Source organism: Oerskovia gallyi, assembly GCF_014836745.1.
GTDB lineage: Bacteria > Actinomycetota > Actinomycetes > Actinomycetales > Cellulomonadaceae > Oerskovia > Oerskovia paurometabola.
The window spans coordinates 1-12,164 of sequence record NZ_JACSQE010000005.1; the positions used below are offsets into that span (position 1 = coordinate 1).

12 protein-coding genes are annotated in these 12,164 nt (G+C 73.3%); 7 read left to right on the plus strand and 5 right to left on the minus strand.

The features are described from left to right. Positions 1–97: 97 nt before the first annotated feature. From H9640_RS07240 to H9640_RS07250, 3 genes are all read right to left on the minus strand, one after another. On the minus strand, positions 98–1,426 hold the full coding sequence (locus tag H9640_RS07240) for an alpha/beta fold hydrolase (protein ID WP_318243690.1): 1,329 nt from the start codon (positions 1,424–1,426) through the stop codon (positions 98–100). Continuing rightward, positions 1,423–2,382, minus strand: coding sequence for a zinc-binding dehydrogenase (locus H9640_RS07245; protein WP_191790059.1), 960 nt, complete (start codon positions 2,380–2,382; stop codon positions 1,423–1,425). The genes H9640_RS07240 and H9640_RS07245 overlap by 4 nt, the downstream gene beginning before the upstream one ends. Positions 2,383–2,501: 119 nt before the next feature. Beyond that, positions 2,502–2,807, minus strand: coding sequence for a hypothetical protein (locus H9640_RS07250; protein WP_191790060.1), 306 nt, complete (start codon positions 2,805–2,807; stop codon positions 2,502–2,504). 116 nt (positions 2,808–2,923) lie between these two features. On the opposite strand from H9640_RS07250, the gene H9640_RS07255 reads away from it, so the two are divergent. The 6 genes from H9640_RS07255 (at position 2,924) to H9640_RS07280 (ending at position 8,683) form a co-directional block, all read left to right on the plus strand. Continuing rightward, positions 2,924–3,433, plus strand: coding sequence for an RrF2 family transcriptional regulator (locus H9640_RS07255; protein WP_191790061.1), 510 nt, complete (start codon positions 2,924–2,926; stop codon positions 3,431–3,433). A 271-nt stretch (positions 3,434–3,704) separates the two neighbouring features. Beyond that, positions 3,705–5,558 (plus strand): FAD-dependent oxidoreductase, encoded by a 1,854-nt coding sequence (locus H9640_RS07260; RefSeq protein ID WP_191790062.1) that lies wholly within the window; start codon positions 3,705–3,707, stop codon positions 5,556–5,558. Next, positions 5,555–6,040, plus strand: coding sequence for a 4Fe-4S dicluster domain-containing protein (locus tag H9640_RS07265; RefSeq protein WP_191790063.1), 486 nt, complete (start codon positions 5,555–5,557; stop codon positions 6,038–6,040). Before H9640_RS07260 ends, H9640_RS07265 begins: the two co-directional genes overlap by 4 nt. Continuing rightward, positions 6,037–7,044 (plus strand): ABC transporter substrate-binding protein, encoded by a 1,008-nt coding sequence (locus tag H9640_RS07270; RefSeq protein ID WP_191790064.1) that lies wholly within the window; start codon positions 6,037–6,039, stop codon positions 7,042–7,044. The genes H9640_RS07265 and H9640_RS07270 overlap by 4 nt, the downstream gene beginning before the upstream one ends. Positions 7,045–7,196: 152 nt before the next feature. Then, entirely contained in the window at positions 7,197–7,946 is a 750-nt protein-coding gene (locus tag H9640_RS07275; protein ID WP_318243691.1) for an ABC transporter permease, read from the plus strand. Continuing rightward, positions 7,943–8,683, plus strand: a complete 741-nt coding sequence (locus H9640_RS07280; RefSeq protein ID WP_191790066.1) for an ABC transporter ATP-binding protein — start codon at positions 7,943–7,945, stop codon at positions 8,681–8,683. The genes H9640_RS07275 and H9640_RS07280 overlap by 4 nt, the downstream gene beginning before the upstream one ends. A 46-nt stretch (positions 8,684–8,729) precedes the next feature. Here the strand turns inward: H9640_RS07280 and H9640_RS07285 are convergent, their stop codons facing one another. Further along, the gene (locus H9640_RS07285; RefSeq protein WP_191790067.1) at positions 8,730–9,671 is read right to left on the minus strand and encodes a carbohydrate kinase family protein; all 942 of its coding nucleotides are present in this window, start codon (positions 9,669–9,671) and stop codon (positions 8,730–8,732) included. 76 nt (positions 9,672–9,747) lie between these two features. Next, a complete protein-coding gene (locus H9640_RS07290; RefSeq protein WP_191790068.1) occupies positions 9,748–10,803 on the minus strand; it encodes a 5'-3' exonuclease in 1,056 nt (351 codons plus the stop codon). 270 nt (positions 10,804–11,073) lie between these two features. On the opposite strand from H9640_RS07290, the gene H9640_RS07295 reads away from it, so the two are divergent. Further along, positions 11,074–12,129: a 2,3-butanediol dehydrogenase gene (locus H9640_RS07295; RefSeq protein WP_191790069.1), complete on the plus strand. Its 1,056-nt coding sequence runs from the start codon at positions 11,074–11,076 to the stop codon at positions 12,127–12,129. Positions 12,130–12,164: the final 35 nt, after the last annotated feature.

A 12,164-nucleotide genomic window follows, 5' to 3' on the forward strand; every position in this document is an offset into this window, starting at 1 on the left:
GGGAGAGTAGGTCGCCGCCGGACAACCATTCACCAAAGGCCCACCCCTCACGGGGTGGGCCTTTGGCATACCCGGACACACCACCTGTCGACCGGTGTCAGCTCCACCCGTATCCCGCGAGCCACCTCGTGATCTCGCGGTAGAAACGTCTCCGCGGCCCCGGTCCCGACAGCGTGAGGTCGTGGATCCCGCCTGGAATCCGGGCGATCGTCACCACGGGCCCGAGGTTCGTGGCTCGCCGGGCCAGCAGCTCGACGTCGAGCACGATGTCCGCCTGCCGCATGTCCTCGCTCCAGCGCGGGCTGATGATGGTCCGGTCGGACGTCAGGACGATGATGGGACACGTGACGGACAAGCCGGCAGCGACGGTCGCGTGACCCTCGATGATTCCCCGGAGCCAGCCGGCGCGGACAGGGAAGGACGGCACGGGGCGCCACTCGGGGTTGAACTCCCAGCCGCCGCTCTCGAGGTCGCGCAGCGTCCGCGCGTAGTACCCGGCGTCGATGTTCGGCAGTGGAGCCTTGGGCTGGAACCGGGCGAGCTGGCGGATCGCCGGCGAGGACACCGTTCTCACCGTGGACGAACCCTGCAGCTCCAGCCACGGGCTGTTCAGGACCAGCCCGTGCAGCCGACCCGGGTTCCGGTTCGCCCACAAGACACCGGTGAGCCCCCCTGTCGAGTGGCCGACCAGCATGATCGAGGCGTGCGCGCCGAGCTCGGTGTGGATCAGTGCGAGCGCGGTCTCGAGATCCTCGTCGTACTCGTGGAGGTGCTCGATGTACCCCGGGGTCTGGTGCGGCCGGAGGCTGCGGCCGTACTTGCGCAGGTCTACCGCGTAGAACGCCGCGCCCTGGGCGTGCCAGTACTCGGCGAGCTCGGTCTGGAAGAAGTAGTCGCTCCACCCGTGGACGTACAGCACGGCGCGTGCGGGGCGGACGGCCTCCTCGGTCGGAGGGTCGTAGCGGACGAGGGTCGCGACGACCTCCCCCTCGTCGTCGGGCGTGAGGTGGAGGGTCAGACGACGGTAGTCCGGTCCGAGGACGTCCTCCTCCCACCGGCCGCGCTGTGGTCTGACACGGGGCCGAGGAACCGGGCCTCGAGGCCCCGTCGGGACGAGCGCCGCTGCCTCGGCGAGCGGCGCCCGCAGCGACGCCAGGGTGAGCGTCCGGGGCGCGGCGGCCCGTGGGCGACGTCGGGAACCTGCGATGCGTGGCGAACCGGTCCACTCGTGCGAACCCGCCGAGCCGGCAGCCCGCGGCTCGGTGCCACGTGGCGAGGCGCCCCGCTCTGATCCGACAGGCCTCGCGTCGGGAGCAGCGCCGCCGGAGCTCTCCGCGCCCTCGGTGTCCTGGGAGCCTCCGGTCGTCTGGAACTCCCGGTCGCCGCCCCGGGGCGGGCCCCCGTCCGCACCCACACCGTCGGTCATGTCGTGAGCACGATCTTCCCGTAGTGCTCCCCGGCGTCGAGCCGTGCCAGGCCGGCCGCGGCCTGGGCGAGCGGGAGTACCTCGTCGATCGTCGGGCGGACGTCGGTGCGGGCGAGGAACCGCAGCAGGGCCGCGAGGTCTTCGCGTGAACCCATCGTCACGCCCCGGACGGTGATCTCCTGGAAGAAGATGCGCGAGAGCTCGGCGGGGCTCGCGTCCCCGGAAGTGGCCCCGGCGACGACGACCGTCCCGCCCGGCCGGACCGAACGCATCGAGTGCGACCACGTGGCCTGGCCGACGGTCTCGATCACGGCATCCACCCGTGCGGGGAGCCGGGCCCCGGGTTCGAAGACCGCAGACGCGCCGTTCTGCAGAGCGCGGGCTCGCTTGGCCGAGGACCGCGACGTCACGAACACCTCGATGCCCGCCGCGCTCGCGAGGCGGGTCGCGGCGCTCGCGACGCCACCCCCCGCACCCTGGACGAGCACGCGGTCGCCCGGGGCGAGCCCCGCCACGCTGAAGAGCATGCGGTACGCGGTGAGCCACGCCGTCGGGAGGCACGCCGCCTCGACGAACGTGAGCTCCGGCGGCTTGGGGATCAGGTTCTTCGTGGGCACGGCGACCTGCTCGGCGAGCGTCCCCGCGTACTTCTCGGACAGGAGCGTGCGCGACTCCGCGGGCCCTACCCCGTGCCCGTCGGCGCCGATCACGCCGTGGACGACGACCTCGGTCCCGTCGGGCGCGATGCCCGCGGCGTCGGTGCCGAGGATCATCGGGAGCTGCTCGGCGCGCAGACCGACCCCGCGCAGCGACCACAGGTCGTGGTGGTTCAGGCTCGCGGCCCGGACGTCCACCACCGACCAGTTCTCCCGGGGCTCCGGGGCGGGCAGGTCTCCCACGGTCAGGCCTGCGAGCGGGTCCTGCTGGTCGAAGTGCGTCACGTAGGCGGCAAGCATGTGTCCAACCTACGGTCTCCGGGCGCGGTGCGCGTCCGAGCCCGGGCGGGACACGATCGCCGTCCGGCCCGTGAGAACGCCAGACCCGCGGCGGCCTCGGATCGCGGCGGACGCGCAGGTCAGCGGTGGATGCCGCCAGCGACCGGGTGCCACTTCGGGCCGTAGCGGCGTGTGAAGACCGCACCGCTCACCTCGACGAGGGCGCCGGCCGCAGCCCGGACCGCGCGGGCGATCTCGGCGGCCTGGTCGTCGTCCTCGGCGAGGAAGCGCACCGTGACGCGGGCCTCGCCGCTCACGATCCCCAGGTCGTAGGACTCGACCTCGGTCACCTCGCGCGCCGCGGCGGCGGCCGCGGGCAGCACGGCTTCCGGGGACGCGCCAGGGCGCAGCATCCCGACGACGAGGCTCACCCGGTACGAAGTCACCGCTGCACCTTCGCACACGTCGGGCGCCCGAGCCCAACCCGCACCGCACCGGTGGCCGGGGTGCTTCACCCGGTATTCCTGCACGATCGGAAACATGCCGTCGGCATACTGGGCCCATGCGCATCACCGCCAAGATCGACTACGCCGTCCGCGCGTGCGTGGAGCTCGCCGTCGCCTACGACGAGGGGTTCGTGACCGCGGAGCGCGTCGGCAAGGCGCAGCGCATCCCGGGGTCGTTCCTCTTGGGCATCCTCAACCAGCTGCGCAGGTCGGGCCTGGTCGAGAGCCGCCGGGGCGCCGAGGGCGGGTTCCGCCTGGCGGCGGCACCCGCGCGGATCGCGGTCGCGGACGTCATCCGTGCGATCGACGGCCCGCTCGCGAGCATCGCGGGCGTCCAGCCCGAGGACACGTCGTACGCGGAGTCCGCGGCGGCCCTCCAGCAGACGTGGGTCGCGCTGCGGGTCGCGATGCGCTCGGTCCTGGAGAACGTGACGGTCGCGGACCTCGCGTCGGGCACGCTGCCCGACGACGTCGCTCACCTCGTCGGGGACTCGGAGGCCTGGGTGACCCGCCCGTTCGGCGACGAGGTGGAGCTGCGGGGCGGGGGAGAGAGCCCGCGAGGGTGACGACCGTGCCCGTCGAGGGTGACGGTCCGGTGCACGCGTTAACACTGCGAAACCTTGTCTCATCCGTCAACTCAATCTGGACCGTTTCGGTCTAGTTCAACTAGCGTCGCTCTCATGCACACCGAGCCGACGCACCGCGCGCTCCGCGCCATCGCGCCGGGCTGTTGCTGTCGACCCGTCTGACCCGACGAGACAGCCTCCCCCGCGCCGACCCCACCGGCGTCCCTGTGCACCCGCGACCAGGTCGCGGCCCCCCGGAAAGCGACCCCTCATGGTTGTGCCCTCTGCTTCCCCCCGCTCTCCTTCGGTCTCCCGCGCCTCGGCGGGTCCCGGAGCACACCGACGCACCTCGCAGCGTGCCCCCCGAGCTGCCCTCGTCGAGGACTCCGCGGAGCACCTGCTCCTGCACGCCGACGTCCTCGTGATCGGCGGCGGCCCGGCCGCGACCTGGTCCGCGATCGCCGCGACCGAGCAGGGCGCGAGCGTCGTCCTGGTCGACAAGGGCTACTGCGGCACGAGCGGTGTCGCGGCGACGGCAGGCGTCGGGCACTGGCTCGTCCCGCCGGACGCCGAGCGCCGCGACGAGGAGATCACGCCGCGCGAGGAGCAGGGCGGGTACCTCACCGACCGTGACTGGACCAACGACGTCCTCGACGAGGCCTGGTACCGCACCGCGCTCATCGAGGGCTGGGGGTACGAGCGCACGCGCCGCTCGCGTCCCGCAGGCACCGGCGCCCGCAGCGGAGCCGGCGGCCCCGCCCCGGTCGTGAACCCCTTCGCGCGCCGCCCCGGCGAGCGGTCGTTCTCCGGCTCGTCCCCGGACTACCTGCGCTTCCTGCGCGGCAAGGTCAAGAAGAACGGCGTCACGGTCCTCGACCACAGCCCCGCGCTCGAGCTCCTGGTCGACGGCGCGGGTGTCGTCTCGGGCGCCCAGGGCTACCAGCGCCAGACCGGGCGCGCGTGGCGGGTGGCGAGCGGCGCCGTCGTTCTCGCGACGGGCGGGACCACCTGGAAGTCGCACTCCCTGGGCGGCGACGTCAACACGGGCGAGGGCCACCTGATGGCCGCCGAGGTGGGCGCGCACCTGTCGAGCATGGAGTTCTCCAACTTCTACGGCATGGTCCCGTTCGGCACCTCGATGGACAAGAACGGCTTCTTCGTCACGGCCTCCTACTGGGACCACGAGGGCGTCCCCATCGCCTACGAGAACCTGCACAAGAGTCGCGCCGAGCTGCTCGGCGCGTCGCTGCGCGGCACGATCACGGCTCAGTTCACCCAGTTTCCGCCCGAGGTCCGACCGACCCTGCGCGCCGCCATGCCGAACTTCTTCATGGTCACGGACAAGCTGGGCGTCGACCCGTTCACCGAGCGCTTCCCCATGGACTGGGTGCAGGAGGGCACGGTCCGCGGTACCGGCGGCGTCCACGTGCTCGACCGTGACGCGTGGACCGGCGTCCCCGGGCTGTACGCGGCGGGCGACGTCGCGGCGCGAGACCGCGTGGTCGGCGCGGCGACCGGCGCGGGCGGCCCGAACCTGGCGTGGGCCGTGGCGTCCGGCACGTGGTCGGGCCGGGCGGCGTCCGCCTTGGCCGCGGACCGCGACCCGTCGTCCCGCGGGCAGCGCCTCGACCCCACGGGCACGCTCGGTCTCCGGCCCGACGGCGGCGCGCACCGCCTGCGTTCGGCCCCGGCCAGGGAGGGGGCGTGGCGCGAGATCACCGCCGCGGTCCGTGACGAGATGCTGCCCATCGACAAGTCGGCCTTCCGCCACCACCACGGCCTCGTGCGTTCCCTCGACACGCTCGACGAGCTGTGGGACCGCGCGGGGACCGAGCTCGTGCCGTCGGACGTGCGCGGCGCCGACGCGATCCGCACGCGCGAGACCGCGGGCATGCTCGCGATGGCCCGCTGGGCCGACCGGACCGCGCTCCACCGCACCGAGACCCGTGGCATGCACACCCGCACCGACTTCCCCGACACCGACCCCCAGCAGACCCGCCGCCTGCTCACGGGCGGGCTGCGCGACCTGTGGGTGCTGCCGGACCCGGAGCCGCCCGTGACCGGCGACGCCGGGGCGCCGTACGCCGCTCCCACCCCACCGACCCGGACCGAGGAGGCGTCATGATCGAGATCCTGAACGCCGCGCGCTGCACGTCGTGCGACATCTGCGTGCGGATCTGCCCGACCAACGTCTTCGAGCCCGCCGCCGACGGCGGCGTGCCGACCATCGCACGGCACTCCGACTGCCAGACCTGCTTCCAGTGCGAGGCGTACTGCCCCGAGGACGCGATCTTCGTGTCCCCGTCGCGCACGCCCGAACCCGCAGGCTCGCCGTTCCTCGACGAGGCCGACCTGCTCGACCGCGACCTCCTGGGCCTGTACCGGGACCGGGTCGGGTGGCGGCGGGCTCCGCGAGGCCAGGGCGACCCCGGGGACACGCGCGCCACCGGCGACGCCCGCGCAGGGGAGCCGGGCGCGGTCCTCGCGTCCGACGTCGACTACCACCGCGCGGACGTGCTCGCCCCGGCCGCACCCTCCGGTCCCGTTCCCCACGAGACCCCGCACCACGACAGCATCCCGACCACCCTCCAAGGAGCCCCCTCATGAGCCGGAACCGCACCTTCGCCGCCCTGGCGTCGCTCGTCCTCGTCACCGCGCTCGCGGCGTGCTCCACGTCGGAGGCCGCGACGCCGTCGGGCGACGGGTCGGACGCGGCCGCCGAGCTCACGCCCCTGACCACGGGCGGCCCCTGGAACGGCGTCGCGGGCAAGACGCCCGTGGCGACCGGGCCGTTCGGGTACGCGGTCGAGACCGGGATCGCCGACGCGATCCTCGCCGAGCACGGCTTCGAGTACGAGGGCTTCGTCGGGTTCAACAACGGGCCGCCCGTGGTCCAGGCCCTCCAGACGGGCGACATCCAGGTCGGTTTCATCGGCGACACCCCGGCCACGCAGGCCAAGGCGAGCGGCCTCGACGTCCCCGCGCTCGTCATCGCCAAGCCGTCCTCCGACATCTGGTTCCTCACCAAGACCGGTGGCGTGACGACCATCGACCAGCTCGCGGGCAAGAAGGTCGGGCTCCAGTTCGGCTCCAACTTCGACAAGTACGGCCGCGCGGTCCTCGAGCGCGCGGGGGTCCTGGGCGACGTCGAGCTCGTCAACCTCCTGTTCGCCGACGCCCTGCCCGCGCTCCAGCGCGGCGACATCGACGCCGTGCCCGTCCCCGCGACCACGGCCGGGATCTGGCGCCTGCAGAACGACTTCCCGGTCCTGTCCAAGGCGAGCGTCGACGACCCCGACCTGCTCGCGACGAGCGTCTCGCTCACCTCGCGCGAGACCCACGAGGCGAACCCCGAGCTCGCCGCGGCGGTCTGGGAGGTCACCGAGGCCGGCGTCGCCAAGATCGAGGCCGACCGCGACGCGTACGCCCAGTGGGTCTTCGACGCCACGGGCTCACCCGTCGAGGTCGTCAAGGAGGCCGAGCTCTGGCAGTACGGCACCCAGGCGATCGACCCCGACGGGCTGGCGACCGTGGAGTCGACCCTCGACTTCCTCGTCAGCTCCGGCGCCGCCCCGAAGGCGTTCGACGTCAGCACGTGGGGCGTCGAGTGACCGCCGGCACGACGACGTCGCGCGCCCGCGCGGAGGCGCCCCCGGTCGCTGCAGCGACAGCCGCCGGTACGGTGCCGGCCACCGCCACGTGTGCGACCGGGGCGCGGAGGGGCACGACGTCGTCGGGCAGGCGGAAGCGCTCACCGCGCGACGTGCTGCTGCGCGCCTCGGTGCCCACCGCGATCCTCGCGCTCTGGTTCCTGGGATCGGCGCAAGGGTGGATCGACGAGAAGCAGTTCCCCGCCCCCTGGCAGGTCGCCGACGCGTTCGTCGAGCTCGTCTCCACGGGCGTGCTGTGGGAGAACCTGTCGGTGTCGCTCGGGCGCGTGGCCGTGGGCTTCGCGATCGGCGGGCTGCTGGGGCTCACGCTCGGCGTCGTCGCGGGGCTGTTCCGCCTGGGCGACCAGCTCCTCGACCCCACGCTCCAGATGCTGCGCACCATCCCGTTCCTCGCGATCGCGCCGCTGCTCATCCTCTGGTTCGGGATCGACGAACGACCCAAGATCATCATCATCGCGGCCGCTGCGCTGTTCCCGCTCTACCTCAACACCCACAGCGGCGTGCGCAACGTCGACCGCAAGATCCTCGAGGCGGGCAAGGTGTTCGGGCTGCGGGGGCTGGGGCTCGTACGGCACGTGATCCTGCCCGAGGCCATCCCGTCGGTCCTCGTCGGCCTGCGGGTGTCCCTGTCGGTGTCGCTGCTCGCGCTGATCGTCGCGGAGATGTCCAACGCGCCGCGCGGCATCGGGTTCCTCATGGTCTCCGCGCAGCAGTACTTCCAGATGGACGTGCTCGTCGTGTGCGTCCTGATCTACGCGGTGTGGGGGCTGTCGGTCGACCTGGTCGTGCGGCTCCTCGAACGCGTCCTGCTGCCCTACAAGCGACTCGGGAGAAAGCCATGAGCGCACCGACCGTGCAGGACCTCGCCTCACCGACCGTCCGGGTCGAGAACGTCGGGAAGTCGTACGGCGACCGGACCATCCTCTCCGACTTCTCCCTGACGCTGCGTCCGGGCGAGTTCGTCGCGCTGCTCGGCGCCAGCGGCTCCGGCAAGACGACGCTGCTGCGCATCCTCGCCGGGCTCGAGGAGCACGACACCGGGACCGTCGAGGCCCCCGCCGAGCGGACCGTCGTGTTCCAGGAGCCGCGGCTCGTGGCGTCCAAGCGCGTCGGGTCCAACGTGATCCTCGGGCAGCGTTCCACGCGCGACCGGCGCGCGGCCGCCTCGGCAGCACTCGTGGAGGTCGGCCTCGGCGGGCGCGAGGCCGCGTGGCCCACGACCCTGTCCGGGGGCGAGGCGCAGCGCGTCGCGCTCGCCCGGGCGCTCGTGCGCAACCCCCGGCTGCTGCTGCTCGACGAGCCGTTCGCGGCGCTCGACGCCCTGACCCGCATCAGGATGCAGGCCCTCGTGGCCGAGCTGTGCCACGAGCACCAGCCCGCGGTGCTGCTCGTGACGCACGACGTCGACGAGGCGATCCTGCTCGCCGACCGCGTGGCCGTGCTCCAGGACGGGAAGGTCGGGGTCGAGCTCGAGGTGCCGTTCGACCGGCCGCGACGCCGCGGGGTGCCGGGGTTCGGGGACTTCCGGCGGCGGCTGCTGCTCGAGCTGGGGGTCGAGGAGGCGATCGGGGCGGCGTGACGGTGACGCGTGTGCCCGCCGAGGGTGACCGTCGGCGGGCACGACCTCAGCTCGTGAGCTCGTCCCGTCGCGGCGGGTTCGCGCCCGCGCGCGAGACCGTGATCGCGGCGGCCGCGACGCATCGTTCGAGCACCGCGGCCAGCACGTCGAGGTCGACGGCCCGGAGCGCGTCGCGCCGGTCGCCGCCCAGGAGATCCCGGTCCCACAGCCCGTCGATGAGCGCCCCCATGAAGGTATCGCCCGCGCCCACGGTGTCCACGACCTCGACCCGCGGTGCCGCGACCCGGACCTCGCCCGCCGCGCACACCGCGACGGCCCCCTCGCCGCCGAACGTCACGACGACGACCGCTGGTCCGCGATCTGCGCCGGAGACCCCTGCCCACCGGTGCGCGACCTCCACGGGGTCGGTGCCCGGGTAGAGCCACTCGACGTCCTCGTCGCTGACCTTGACCACGTCCGCAGCGGAGACGAGAGGTTCGATCCGGGTGAGCGCGGCCTCGGGGGTGCCCATGAGGCTGGGTCGGGCGTTCGGGTCGTAGGTGATGGTCGCGTGCTCGCGCGCGGCGAGGACGAGGTCGTGGACCGCGGTCGCACCGGGTTCCAGGACCGCGGCGATCGACCCGGTGTGGACGGCGAGCGTCGAGCCGGTCGCCCGGGTGCCGGGGGCCAGGTCCCACGTGATCGCGAAGTCGTACGTCGCGGCCCCCGACCCGTCGAGGACCGCGCGCGCGACGCTCGTGGCGGCTGCGCCGTCGGACCCGGGGGTGAGGGCGACGCCCGAGTCGGCGAGCCAGTCGCGGATCGTGTCGCCGTGCTCGTCGCGGCCGAGGTGGGCCGCGAGCCGGACGTCGCGCCCGAGGCGGCCGAGGGTCAGCGCGACGTTCGCGGGGCTGCCGCCGGGGTGCTCGGCGGTCGTGCCGTCGGCACGTCGGACCTCGTCGACGAGCGCCTCGCCGACGACGAGGACGTGCGGGGCGTGAGAGGGCATCAGGGCTCCAGGCCGGTCGGGGGCGGCGTCACCGTACGATCCTGCACCGATGACAGCGGTGTCAACCATGGAGAGCTCACCGCACCGACGCGAACGCCTCCAGGACCCGGTCCACGCTCGACCGCAGCCCCCACCGCGCGGCGAGCTCGTCGAGAGCCGCAGCGTCCGCGGGCGCGGACGGGACGCCGTCGGGCACCGGGGGGACGGGCGCGTCGCGCGCGACCTGGACCACGAGCGGCGCGACGGCCAGGTAGTCCGCGGCCTCGGTGAGCCGGCGCCGCTGCGTGGGGCTCAGGCCCTTGTCGCCCTCGTCGCGCGCGCGCAGGATGCCCGCGAGGTCGCCGTACCGGGCCAGCAGGCCCGCCGCGGTCTTCTCCCCGATGCCCGCGACGCCCGGCAGGCCGTCGCTCGGGTCGCCGCGCAGCGCGGCCATGTCCGCGTACGCCTGGCCCGACGACACGCCGTAGCGCTCGGCCAGGCGCTCGACGTCCACGACGTCGAGCTTCTTGAGGCCGCGCGCGGTGTACAGGACGCGCACGGGCACGTCGTCGTCGACGAGCTGGAACAGGTCGCGGTCGCCCGTGACGACCTCGACCGGCCCACCGTCGGGTGACGCGGGCCCGACGGCGCCGCCCGCCCCGGGCTCCCCGCCCGCCTCGCGCACGACGCGCCGCCGGACCGACTCGCGCTCGACGAGCGTGCCGATCACGTCGTCCGCCTCGTAGCCGGGGCACCCGACCCGCGCGACGCCGAGGGCCGCGAGGACGTCGACGATGATCGGGACCTGTGCGGTCAGGGCCTCGGGCACCTCCTCGATGCCCGTGGTGCCGGGGACCTCGGTCGCGACGCGGTGGGCCTTGTAGGACGGGATGGCGTCGACGCGGAACGCGGGCCGCCAGTCGTCGTCCCAGCAGGCCACGAGGCGCGCGGGCCGGCGCTCGGCCACGAGCACCGCGATGGTGTCGAGGAAGCCGCGCACCGCGTTGACGGGCGTGCCGTCCGGGGCCTTGACCGAGTCCGGGACGCCGAAGAACGCGCGGAAGTACTGCGACGCGGAGTCGAGGAGCAGCAGGCCGCCGCTGCCGGGGAGCTGGGTGTCGCGCAGGGGAGCGGGCGTCGCCGGGTCCGTCATGGTCCCCAACGTACCGGCGGCCTCCCACGCCAGCCGCTCGGGCGGTACGCCGCTTCCGCGCGTCGCCGCCCGGACGGTGCGTCGCCGGCCCGCGCACCGCCTCGATCTGACGCCCTGACGAGGGCCATGTCACATCCGATTCGGGACCTTTGGCGGGGTTTTCGCGCAGGTCACGTGCCTATGGTGGCAAGTGCCCCGGGCACCTGGGCGGCCCGAACGACGCCGCCTGTCAGGAACCCAGCGACCAACGAGAGAAGGCGTGGCGAGGACATGAAGGCTGCACGTTTCCACGGACGACAAGACATCCGCATCGAGGAGGTCCCGGCCCCCGAGCTGCGCCCCGGCGCGGTCGCGATCGACATCGCGTGGTGCGGGATCTGCGGTTCCGACCTGCACGAGTACCTCGAAGGCCCCATCTTCATCCCCGCGGCGGGCCACCCCCACCCGCTCTCGCACGAGGAGATGCCCGTCACGATGGGGCACGAGTTCTCCGGGACCGTGACCGCGCTGGGCGAGGGCGTCGACGACCTGACGATCGGCGAGTCGGTCGTCGTCGAGCCCTACTTCGTGTGCGGCGAGTGCGCGCAGTGCGAGGCCGGCAACTACCACCTGTGCGTCAAGATGGGCTTCATCGGCCTGGCCGGTGGTGGTGGCGGCCTCTCGGAGAAGGTCGTCGTCGACCGACGCTGGGTCCACCCCGTGGGCGACATCCCGCTCGACCAGGCCGCGCTCATCGAGCCCCTGTCGGTCGGGCACCACGCGGTCGTGCGCTCAGGCGCCAAGGCCGGAGACGTCGCGCTCGTCGGCGGTGCGGGCCCCATCGGGCTGCTCACGGCAGCGGTCCTCAAGGCCCAGGGCGTCACGGTCATCATGTCCGAGGTCTCCGAGGCCCGGAAGACCAAGGCCCGTGAGACGGGCGTCGCCGACCACGTCGTCGACCCCACGCAGGACAACCTCATCTCCCGCGTCCGCGAGATCACGGGCGGCAAGGGCGTCGACGTGGCCTTCGAGTGCACGAGCGTCAACGCGGTCCTCGACCAGCTCTTCGACGCGGTCCGCCCCGCGGGAGTGATCGTGGTCGTGTCGATCTGGGGCAAGCCCGCGGCGGTCGACATGCACAAGCTCGTCCTCAAGGAGATCGACCTGCGCGGCACGATCGCCTACGTGCGCGACCACGCCGAGACGATCCGGCTCGTCCAGGAGGGCAAGGTCGACCTCGCGCCCTTCATCACGGCGAAGATCCCGCTCGAGGACCTCGTGAGCAAGGGCTTCGACACCCTGGTCCGCCGTAACGAGACCGCGGTGAAGATCCTCGTCCACCCGTGACGGGTCCCGGCCTGACGCCGGGGCTCACCTTCGAC

Excerpts from the sequence above, each read along its gene's own strand:
- H9640_RS07295 (WP_191790069.1), top strand. The coding sequence starts at position 11,074 with ATGAAGGCTGCACGTTTCCACGGACGACAAGACATCCGCATCGAGGAG.
- H9640_RS07265 (WP_191790063.1), top strand. The coding sequence starts at position 5,555 with ATGATCGAGATCCTGAACGCCGCGCGCTGCACGTCGTGCGACATCTGC.
- H9640_RS07245 (WP_191790059.1), bottom strand. The coding sequence starts at position 2,382 with ATGCTTGCCGCCTACGTGACGCACTTCGACCAGCAGGACCCGCTCGCA.
- H9640_RS07260 (WP_191790062.1), top strand. The coding sequence starts at position 3,705 with ATGGTTGTGCCCTCTGCTTCCCCCCGCTCTCCTTCGGTCTCCCGCGCC.
- H9640_RS07290 (WP_191790068.1), bottom strand. The coding sequence starts at position 10,803 with ATGACGGACCCGGCGACGCCCGCTCCCCTGCGCGACACCCAGCTCCCC.
- H9640_RS07270 (WP_191790064.1), top strand. The coding sequence starts at position 6,037 with ATGAGCCGGAACCGCACCTTCGCCGCCCTGGCGTCGCTCGTCCTCGTC.
- H9640_RS07280 (WP_191790066.1), top strand. The coding sequence starts at position 7,943 with ATGAGCGCACCGACCGTGCAGGACCTCGCCTCACCGACCGTCCGGGTC.
- H9640_RS07240 (WP_318243690.1), bottom strand. The coding sequence starts at position 1,426 with ATGACCGACGGTGTGGGTGCGGACGGGGGCCCGCCCCGGGGCGGCGAC.
- H9640_RS07255 (WP_191790061.1), top strand. The coding sequence starts at position 2,924 with ATGCGCATCACCGCCAAGATCGACTACGCCGTCCGCGCGTGCGTGGAG.
- H9640_RS07285 (WP_191790067.1), bottom strand. The coding sequence starts at position 9,671 with ATGCCCTCTCACGCCCCGCACGTCCTCGTCGTCGGCGAGGCGCTCGTC.